The sequence below is a fragment of the Roseofilum sp. genome (assembly GCF_982964205.1).
Genome location: NZ_CEZBFX010000105.1, coordinates 7,836 through 18,201 on the forward strand (window position 1 = coordinate 7,836; position 10,366 = coordinate 18,201).

6 protein-coding genes and 1 pseudogene are annotated in these 10,366 nt (G+C 41.8%); 3 read left to right on the forward strand and 4 right to left on the reverse strand.

The window, feature by feature from the left end; all coding sequences use genetic code 11:
* The 4 genes from AC3A14_RS19695 to AC3A14_RS19710 form a co-directional block, all read right to left on the reverse strand.
* The coding region (locus AC3A14_RS19695; RefSeq protein WP_487779119.1) for a LamG domain-containing protein at window positions 1-3,351 on the reverse strand (3,351 nt) is incomplete at its 3' end.
* Between the two features lie 73 nt (window positions 3,352-3,424).
* Window positions 3,425-5,215, reverse strand: a complete 1,791-nt coding sequence (locus AC3A14_RS19700; RefSeq protein ID WP_318735705.1) for an ABC1 kinase family protein — start codon at window positions 5,213-5,215, stop codon at window positions 3,425-3,427.
* Between the two features lie 133 nt (window positions 5,216-5,348).
* The gene (locus AC3A14_RS19705) at window positions 5,349-5,555 is read right to left on the reverse strand and encodes a DUF6200 domain-containing protein (RefSeq protein WP_318735702.1); all 207 of its coding nucleotides are present in this window, start codon (window positions 5,553-5,555) and stop codon (window positions 5,349-5,351) included.
* A gap of 200 nt (window positions 5,556-5,755) precedes the next feature.
* Window positions 5,756-6,058: a DUF6312 domain-containing protein gene (locus AC3A14_RS19710; RefSeq protein ID WP_318735700.1), complete on the reverse strand. Its 303-nt coding sequence runs from the start codon at window positions 6,056-6,058 to the stop codon at window positions 5,756-5,758.
* A 109-nt stretch (window positions 6,059-6,167) separates the two neighbouring features.
* On the opposite strand from AC3A14_RS19710, the gene AC3A14_RS19715 reads away from it, so the two are divergent.
* The 3 genes and pseudogenes from AC3A14_RS19715 to AC3A14_RS19725 all read left to right on the forward strand — a co-directional run.
* On the forward strand, window positions 6,168-7,244 hold the full coding sequence (locus AC3A14_RS19715; protein ID WP_318735698.1) for a glycerate kinase: 1,077 nt from the start codon (window positions 6,168-6,170) through the stop codon (window positions 7,242-7,244).
* Between the two features lie 387 nt (window positions 7,245-7,631).
* Window positions 7,632-8,831 (forward strand): hypothetical protein, encoded by a 1,200-nt coding sequence (locus tag AC3A14_RS19720; protein ID WP_318735695.1) that lies wholly within the window; start codon window positions 7,632-7,634, stop codon window positions 8,829-8,831.
* 463 nt (window positions 8,832-9,294) lie between these two features.
* Window positions 9,295-10,366, forward strand: a pseudogene (locus AC3A14_RS19725) (hypothetical protein); the annotation flags it as partial.

The following is a 10,366-nucleotide window of genomic DNA, read 5'->3' on the forward strand; positions in this document are numbered from 1 at the left end:
TTCCTCTGTCCAAGTTCCTCCATGAAGGGTTCCTGGATGGTTATTTGAGGTTTTATCGGCTAGGGTTGTGCCGCTACCATCATTCAGAGGCCAGTAGCCTATTAATCCTTCTTCTTCTCCTGTTAAACTCTGGTGCATCGTTTGTTGAATCTCGTTGGGGGAACGAGCAATCTTCCAAATGCGGACTTCAGCGATTTGTCCCTGGAAGTGTTTCTGTTGAGCATCATCAGAGTAGGCGATCGCAATTGTATCTTGCCAGTCAAAGTCAGACGTATGCTTAGTTCCACTAGCTACTAATTGCCCATCAATATAAACTTTTTGACCACCAATAGAAGCGCCAAAAACATGCGCTACATGATGCCAGGTATTATCCGCTAAGTTCAAACCAGAGCTGGAGATGATTTCGTGATTCCAAATGCGAGTTTTGATATTTCCACTACTCAGATAAAGATGGCGATCGTGGCCTCCCCAATCTGGACTTTTTACCACAGAAAACAAACCACAGTTTGGAGCATCTGTTTTAAACCAAAACTCGTGCGTGACTTCTGTTTCTGGTTCATTTAGAGCAATGGTGATGTAGTCATCTGTGCCATCGAAGGTAATAGCACTCGACTTGGCTGTTAGTGCTGTTTGCCTTTCTGGGGCAGCAGCGAGTTCTAAATCTGAGGTTTCCCAGGTAACTCCAGTTCCCTGAGTGGTGCCATTGTGTCCATGACCGCTCTTATCGGTGACTGTGGTTCCCGTACCTTCATTTAGGGGCCAATACAGCACTAATCCCGACTCATTTCCTGTCAAAGCGCAGTGCCTATTATCCTCAATTTCTTGGGGGCTGCGTATGCCATCCCAAATCCGAACCTCTGACATTTGCCCGCGGAATGCTTGGTTAACATCAAAGGAACCCGCCACGCTGTCTTGTTCTTGACCTAAAATCAGAGCACCGCCGTTGGGAATCTCTCTACCTTTGGCAAGAGTGCCTGAGAATACTGCTTCTCCATCTTTGTAAAGCTCGACCTTTCCGGTACTGCTGTCCCAGGTCATTGCACAGTGATGCCATTGACCATCATTAAAGGCGATCGCACTATTGATGTTTGCATCGCACACGTATGGATGCAAACTCCGATAGTCGAAGAGGAGGAAGGCATTGCTAGAGCTTTTAGCTGAATAGGATATGGGGGTTCCCGAATTCTGATGATTGGTTTTTAACCATAGTTCAACCGTTAACCTCTGAGCGGGAAATGAGTTGAATGGATTGAGAATCACATAATCTGTGGGTTTCTTGGTATTAGCAAAGGCCAATACAGGGCGATTGAGAGGTGCCGTTTGCCTTTCTGGGGCAGCGGCGAGTTCTAAATCTGAGGTTTCCCAGGTTGCCCCGTTAATGGTGCCATTATTTCCATGACCACTCTTATCGGTGACTGTGGTTCCACTTCCCGCGTCTAAGGGCCAGTATCCGACCAATCCCGCTTCTGAGCCGGTCAGTCGCTGGTGCATCAATTCCTGGATCTCTTCTTGGGAACGAGCTTTATCCCACAGCCTGACTTCGGCGATTTTTCCATTGAAGAAAAATCCCGGATTTCCTTCGGTGATTCCTGCACCAATGCGTAGAGGATATTGGCTGTTGATCAGGATTTTTGATGGGACGGGGTTCCCAGAAGGTTCTCCGTTGATGTAGAGTTTCATGGTGCTGCCGTCGTAGGTAGCTGCCACATGAGTCCAGGTATTGAGTTCTACATCTGCACCTTGTAAGGCAACCCATCCTCCATTTCCTGTCCAGAATTGCCATTTGTTGTTGTTTCCTGCATAGAGGAGATACCCCCCTAATGCACTGCTGCCTTTAGCGGTGCGACAGGTTACGGGCGATCGCCATTGCCCTTGTCCTCCTTCTACTTTTGCCCAACAGGACACGGTAAATTGAGCAGGGTTGAGTTTTTGTTTGTAGGGAACTTCGATATATTGGTTACTGCCATTAAAACTGGCGATCGCTTGAAGCGTTTCTTGTTGAAGGACAGGTGGCTCAGAACTCTGTTCTTCTGGAGGAGCATAGGGTTGAAGAAAATCAAGGGTTTCTTTTGCCCAGGTAGCTCCATAGATTGTACCTTTACGATCCTGATTCGTGTGGTCTTGTACTGTTTTTCCACTCCCTTCATTAAGAGGAAAGTAGGCGACTAATCCTGGCTCATCTCCTGCCAAGCGATGCCCCATTCCCTCTTCAATCTCCTCGGCTGTTCGCGCTCTATCCCAAATTCGGACTTCACTGAGTTGACCGGCAAAATAAGTATTGTTACTCCGGTTTCTACCCAATTTATATACCTTAAAGACCGTTTGCATAGAATCAATGGCCTTTGTATTTTTCTCTTCCCCATTCAGATAGGTTTTGACCGTTTTCCCGTCATAAGTAACCGCTAGATGTTGCCATTCTTGTGCCAGCTTGCCAATTTGAACTTGAACACTATGCAGTAAACGGTAATATCCTCCCCCCACATCAATTTGGAATGAACCCCTCTGTGTGGTATTCGAGTTGCTGATTACACTGGCATAACCCGGTTGTGCTTTACTGGCTTTAGCCCAAAGTTCTACGGAAAAAGTGGAGGCTTCCCACTCGGTAATGGGGACTTGAAGATAGTTATTTCTGCCATTGAACGTCAGGACAGATTGCTCTGAAGTCTGCTCAGTTTCGGGTGCAGAAGGTGTGAGGATATCGAGCGTTTCCTGTGCCCAAGTAGCACCATGAAGGGTTCCGGGATTGCCTTTACCCGTTTTATCCTCTGCACTTGTGCCACTTTCTTGATTCAAAGGCCAATAAGCGACTAATCCCTGTTCGTCTCCCTTGAGTCTCTGGTGCATCGAGTTCTGGATCTCTTCTTGGGAACGAGCCTTATCCCACAGCCGCACTTCAGCAATTTTACCATTGAAGAAGTAGGTGGGGCTACCTTCTGTCATTCCAGCCCCAATCCGTAGAGGATACTGGTTATTGATCAGGATTTTCGATTGGACAGGGCTTCCAGAGAGTTCTCCGTTGATGTAGAGTTTCATGGTGCTGCCGTCGTAAGTAGCCGCCACATGAGTCCAGGTGTTTAGGACTACATCTGCACCTTGCAAGACAACCCATCCCCCGTTTCCTGTCCAGAATTGCCATTTGTTGTTGTTGCCTGCATATAGGATATATCCTCCTAATGCACTGCTTCCTCTAGCGGTGCGACAGGTTACGGGCGATCGCCATTGCCCTTGTCCTCCTTCTACTTTTGCCCAACAGGATACGGTAAATTGGGCGGGGTTTAGTTCTTTTTGGCAAGGAACCTGAATGTAGTTATTGCTACCATTAAAGCGGGCGATCGATTGTAAGTTACTCATAATGTTTAATGTCCTATCTTGTTAGGTTAAATCAATGGAATAACTTGGACTGGATTTGTTCAAGAATTCCGTATCAAATTAGTCTCTCTCCGTACTCTTTACGCTCCAAAATAGTTGCCACCGAAGTCAAGATCCTAGCCGCTAATAAAATTCCGATCAGAATAAAAATCCACAACAAGTAGGGCAAAACCGGAATATCGCTGACCATATCATTCACGACCTCGGTGTGAATATCTTTGATCCATTGGAAGTGATTTTGATATAAAAAAGTATACAGAACAATTACTTCGCTTACCAATAATACCGAAGAAAATGTTCGGAGTACAACAACGATAGCCAGAGCAAATTTGTCCACCGTTATTTCAAAAGCATGGGTTCGTTGTCGGAGGTAAGGAAGCAGAATTTGGTTGTATTCATCAATAGCCTGAAAGAATTCATTAATTGATGCTATAATGTTATCTGGCTCTAGGCTTCTTTTTAAAGCACGGCGATCCGATTGTTTATTGTATTTTTTAATGATTTTCAAGGTATCAAAATCATCAATTAGATATTGCATTGACCCATCTAGCGTTAGGAGAGATCGCGTGATTTTCAGGAATGACCAGTTACTAGGAATACGATATTTAATGGCTACCTTTGCAATTTCAGAAGTGCCCCCACCTAAAGACTTTTCTTTGTAGCTCACTCCTTTGAGTGCCGACTTAGCGGCCCATTGTTCCGTCGCTTTTGCCATTTCTGCTCTGACTCTTGGCATATTCGCTTTGGGAATATCTAGTCCAATGCGAATATTGTAATCAGAAGCTTTAGCGAAATCCCTTTTTTCCAAAGCTTTAACATAGTTCAAGTAATAGAGTCTTAGATCGCTATCCAAAGAACCTACACTACCCATATCAATTAAAACCAACTTGTTATCACGCAACAAGATGATATTCCCCGGATGCAGGTCAGCATGATATAAGTTATCTTCAAAAATCTGTCGGTATAAGGATAAATAGAGTTTTTCCCCTATAGTTTCACGGTCTACTTTATTTTCTTCTTCCCATTGGCGAAATCTTGCCGGGTCTGTTTGATAAACCTTAATGTAGTCAGCCATGAGTACACCGGGGATATATTCCATGACCAAAACCTTGGTTCGAGTATATTTATCATAAATTTTAGGAACTTCTATTTTATGTTCTTTGAGAGTTTTTTTCATCCGACGAGCATTGGATGCTTCATAACGATAGTCCAACTCCTCATTAAGAACTCTTTCCAATTCCGCAACTGCTTCATCTAAAAGAAGAAAACTACCTAGATCGGTTTTTGAGTATAAACGAGCTACAATTTTGATCAAACCCAAATCTCGTCGAAAAGATTCATCTAAACCTGGACGTTGCACTTTAACAGCAACACGAGTTTTTTTACCGCGTAAAACAGCAGTGTGAATTTGTGCAATAGATGCGGCAGCTAAGGGTTCTGGATCAAAATCGTCAAAAATCTGCTCTAGGGGAACTCCTAACTCCGATTCAATGGTAGAACGAACAATTGAGGTGGGGAAACCTACAGCTTCAAACTGGAGGCGGGTTAGTTCATCGCAGATTTCTTCTGGAAACAGATCGCTACGAAGTGCCAAAAGCTGACCGGTTTTTACCCAAAATCCACCTAAATCTTCAAAAATCTCCCGTAACTGTTCTGCTGTTTTCTGTATATCCGATTTCCCAGCTCTTTTCCGCAACTGTACTTGCAGGAAAAAAGTCACAAATTGTTTAATGATGTAAAAAAGAGAAACACGACGGGACTCCAATTGCTCCAGGTCTAGAACTTTTACTTTTTTTCGACTTTTACCTGTAATTAGTGGTGTGGGGATATCTTTTTTGTTAACCATTCTTAAGAAGAAAGTTATTATTCAGAAACAGAAACAAATCCATCCGATAAATAGAATATCATAGTCTCGGATGGATTAAACATTTCCTGCGGGTATTCCCACAAATCTTTTTCATCAAACCTCTCTCAAGGTTCTACCAATCTTTCTCTTTTTTCTTTTTAACAATCACAATGATGGGCTGGGCATTTTCCCCGACTTGACCATCATCTTTGAGCCGTTCAATTGTATACTGGATTTTCTTGAACAGCTTACCTTCACCGTAGCGAAGATCGTCAATATCATCCTTCTTCGCATTACCAATCTCAAGGATAATTGTGTTTTCTTTTTGTGCAGTTGCCATAATATTTACTTACCCTCATTTATGCATTTAAGGCTTGGGAACATACTGATGCTTTACTGTAATTACACCGTAATTTTAATTACCGAAATCTTCTTTAAAAACAGTAACGAGGATTACGATGATAACCTAGCGATTCCTCGGAGGCTACGGGTGACATTACAGCTTCTCACAACATTTCGATCAACAAAGCAAAAAACTACCTAAAACTTCATCAGCTTGGACATAGCCTTGTTGTAGTTTTTGGGTAGATCTTTTATCCAACCATTCTTTTTCTTTTTATTGGATTTTTCATGGCGATCTCTGTACTCTTTGGAAGCCTCATCATAACGCTTGGCTAACTTGAACACCGCTTTTTCTGAAGGTTTTAAAGCAGATGATTGCTTTTTCTTCTTCTTCTTTTTCTTCCCTCCGATATAGCCACCATCTAGAGTTGTGGGAGTGCCGCCAAAATCTTCTTCACTCTGAAGGACTACAGCTTTTTTGATCTCACCATTACTTGCCATCACTTTTTCCTCCACGTTACATTTTTTTACTGTTTTAGCTAGTCTGCATCTAGCCTTTGGACTATTAAAGCATACAATACGGAAATTGTCGAGAGTCTGTTTTATTATAATGAGGGATGACGAATTAATTTTACACCTTTGGATTGAAGGAAATCCTCCAACACAATCAGAGTATCAAGAGCTAGAATCATTAGCTCTTGAGGATACCGATCGCGCGATCGCCTTTGATTTCACTCCAGAAAGACTAAAAAACCAAATTCCTCTACAAGCGCGTCTCTTTCAAGCTCTAGCCCCCAGCATTTTACAACAGATCCCTAGGATCCCTTATCAACAGTTATATCATACGTTGTGGAATTTGTGGTTACCTCTGGCCATCCAATTGACTGAAGCTCAACAAGAGCTGAATCGGCCGCTAATTCAAGGGATTTTAGGAGGTCAAGGCACGGGAAAAACAAGTCTGGCTATGGTACTGAGCTTAATCTTGAATGAATTAGGGTACAGCTCAGCAAGTTTATCACTCGATGATTTATATAAGACGTATGGCGATCGCCAGCTTCTCAAAACTCAAGACCCCCGTTTCATTCGTCGAGGTCCTCCCGGAACCCATAACATTCACTTAGGTATTGAAGTCCTGAAACAATGTCGAAACTCTCAGTACCCTGTAGACTTTCCTCGGTTTGACAAATCAGCCTATGCAGGGGAGGGGGATAGAACTGAGCCAGAAGTCATTACCCATGGGGATATCATCTTCTTTGAAGGTTGGTTTGTCGGGGTGCAACCGATCGATCCAGATCGGTTAAATTTTGCACCTTCTCCGATTGAGTCTGAAGAAGATCGACAATTTGCCCAAGACATCAATCAAGGTCTGCATAAATACTTACCATTGTGGGATTGTCTAGATCGATTAATCGTTTTATATCCTACAGATTATCAACTGTCTCAACAGTGGCGACTGCAAGCAGAACAAGAAATGATAGCCACTGGAAAACCAGGTATGAGTGAATCAGAAGTTAAAGAATTTGTAAACTACTTTTGGCGCAGTTTACATCCAGAACTATTTATTACTCCTCTTACTCAAAATCCTGAATTAACGGATCTGGTTGTTGAGATTAGCCCAGATCATTCTCCGGGAAGAATTTCTAGTCCTATGCGCTGGTCATATCCGCAAAGCGGAAACGATTGTTAAGCAAAATATCATAACAGATATGCTATAACCTCTTGAGACCAGCTTCACTGAAGTTGATGGTATCCGTCTGGAAACTTTGGTATCAGAACAAGTATTGACTATACCCCCAAAAGAATTTGATTCTTATACTCTTGTAGAATTGGGGATTCGAGTTACAAATCTCTCGCAATCACCTTACCGCTTTATCTTCTTTTACTTAGTGGCGATCGCTCGCCACAACTGAATTCTTACAGTATAACCAATGTTTTTTAATTCAGTAATATTACTGTATCTTCGATCGCCTGATACAGGTAATATCTAGCCAACATCAATGAAAACAATTTTATCGAAGTTGATGGGATTCGCTTTGAAACTCTTGTATCCAAGCAAGACCCAATAAATAAAAAAATGAAATCACATGAACCTTTTAGCAATACTCTCGATCGAGCCAATGGAATCCACCTAGAAATATGGGAACCAAGTTTGATAGTATTACCTATCCCACAAAGAACGCTACCGGAAAGTATTTCTTTTGGATTATGGTTGAAGTTGACTAATCAAACATTAAAACCTTGGGAAATTGATTCCGATCAAATAATCATTCCAGAACTAATAGCGTCTGATGGTAAAATTTTAGAAAGAGAATTAAATACTGACCCTCAAAGAAATGAAGCAAATACACCCTATAAAGGCGATAACTTAGTCAATAGAGTAGTCTATTCTATTTCAAGTTTAATTGATAATCTTACCAGAAGAGGGATTTCGTGGGTGAGTTCTAAAACAGCAATCTTCATATCAATTGTTGCTAAAGTTTGTTGGGAAAAAGATTTACTACAGTTACAGTTGTTAACGAATAGATGTCAAGCTTTAAACAGCTCGTGTTTTGATGCCCTGAACGGAGGAAGTTATCAACTCAGATTCATATACGAATCAAGTAGAGATCGAGCAAAATATCAGCCTAAAGAAGAAATTTTACAGTTGAGAAATACCAAACAAAGAAAAGGCGATCGCTTAACCACTCCTTTTGTCAACCTACGCTTGGTTGAAACCAAACCAAATGATAAAGCCATAGAAGTAGATGGTATTCGCTTTGAAACAACATTACCTGAAACAGTATTAAGCTTGCCAGAGAAGAAAAATGGCATGGAAAAATCAGTACAAATTGGCATTCTGATTACTAATAACAGTCATACTGATTTTTATTTTAGTTTTTACAGCGCGCTAATCCCTGAACTTCTTAGTCCAGATGGACAAACAGTACAGACAGATTACAGTACCTTTCATTTAAAGAGGATATTAGCATCCGATCAGCTTTTATCACTACCAGGAAAAAGCATTACTTTCTTTCCTGATGCTAAATTGTTGTGGAATAGAGATGGAAATTTCAATTTAAAAATAGATGCGGGAGATGGAGGAGATTGGATGTTTGAAAATCTTAAACCCGGTAGATACTGGCTTCGATTGACATATAAAAATGAAGCAACGGAAATAACAGTATGTGACAGAATTCAGAGAAAGAGAACATTGTTCAAAAATCTCTGGAGAGGAATGGTGTTATTACCTCTTATAGAACTACATTTAGAAACTCAGTCATTGTCGTCTAACTAATTTTTGCATTTTTCAACTTGTCAGTTATGTCTATAGCAACTAAAAACATTCTCTTGAAAACACATTCACTATTTTGGCTAGCCACTAGCGTTCTGATTAGTATCACAAGCCAGCCCGTTCGTGCATTCACTCTTACACCTGGCCGCGGCTGGTTTGGATTGAGTAAAGGAGCTAGTCAGAGAGTACACTGAATTTTTTAGGGAGGGTAAATTCAGTAATATTACTGTATTCTTGATCTCCTGATACAGGTAATATCTAGCCAACATCAATGAAAACAATTTTATCGAGGTCAATGATATTCGCTTTGAAATTCTTGTACCCAAGCGGATATTAGCTGTGCCCAAAAAATACCTAATTGAAAGATCGCTCGCCACAACTGAATCCTTACAGTATAACCAATATTTTATAATTCAGTAATTTCACTGTATTCTTGATCTCCTGATACAGGTAATATCTAGCCAACATGAATGAAAACAATTTTATCGAAGTTGATGGGATTCGTTTTGAAACCGTTGTACCCAAGCGAGTATTAACTCTGCCCAAGAAAAACCTAATTCAAAAACTTTCCGACCTAGGAAAGCATCTATTAAAACCACCCTTGCATCCGTCCCCTGGATATCCGGTGGAGATAGGGATTAGGATTACAAATAACAGCGATCGTCCTCTTTACTTTAGTTTTTGTCGAATAGGTGCTCGCGGGAACCATTATTTTAACGCACAACTCTATCTAGTTGAAGAAATCACACCACCAGAAAGCAAGAAAAGGGAAGTCAAGATTTATAACGGAATCAGATGGGGGTGGAAAAACCAAGTATCAGAGAAAAAACAAGATCAAGATCCGGTTTGCCCCCCTGGAAGCGAACATAATTTGGCTAGTAACAACAGTGATAGTCTAGTCGCTAGCAATAGTAGTGAATGTGTAGTTGCTAAAAAATTCTCAGACAGCCTATCATCAGGCACAGAAGAAGACAACTTTCACCTAGACGGCCTAACTCCTGGAGCCACATTTCATGCCTGGATTAACAATGACCTGCCCTCCAACCAATGCAACCCCAATACTTACCTGAGTGGATATGACGATAACAGCTATTTCCTCGGAGCTGACGATAACAGCAGTCATCTTGGTGATGGTTTTGCCTCCTCAGTCCTGGGTAGAGTATCGAGTAACGGTAGGATCAATTTATCTGTCAAGGCTGCTGATGGTGGTCGTCGCGGAGAAGATGAGGGTAACTACGAACTTTATGTCAATGTCTATGATGCTGAAGACTTCCCAATAGGAACGGATAGTGAAGAGAATAACAACGGCAGTATTCCACTCAGTGGTAGTGGAGGAGGAGGGATTATCATCGGCGGTAGCGGTGGTGGCGGTATTATCGGCGGTAGCGGCGGTGGAGGCGTTATCTTTGGCAATGAGGATGGCGGTGACATCGAATATACACCGGGCAGCACTCAACAAAATCCCATACTTCCGAGTAGAATCGACTCTGATGGCTGGCAACACTTCTCTAACGTTCCCGGTTGTCGCTGGTATGACC

Excerpts from the sequence above, each read along its gene's own strand:
- AC3A14_RS19715 (WP_318735698.1), top strand. The coding sequence starts at position 6,168 with ATGAGGGATGACGAATTAATTTTACACCTTTGGATTGAAGGAAATCCT.
- AC3A14_RS19705 (WP_318735702.1), bottom strand. The coding sequence starts at position 5,555 with ATGGCAACTGCACAAAAAGAAAACACAATTATCCTTGAGATTGGTAAT.
- AC3A14_RS19700 (WP_318735705.1), bottom strand. The coding sequence starts at position 5,215 with ATGGTTAACAAAAAAGATATCCCCACACCACTAATTACAGGTAAAAGT.
- AC3A14_RS19710 (WP_318735700.1), bottom strand. The coding sequence starts at position 6,058 with ATGGCAAGTAATGGTGAGATCAAAAAAGCTGTAGTCCTTCAGAGTGAA.
- AC3A14_RS19720 (WP_318735695.1), top strand. The coding sequence starts at position 7,632 with ATGAAATCACATGAACCTTTTAGCAATACTCTCGATCGAGCCAATGGA.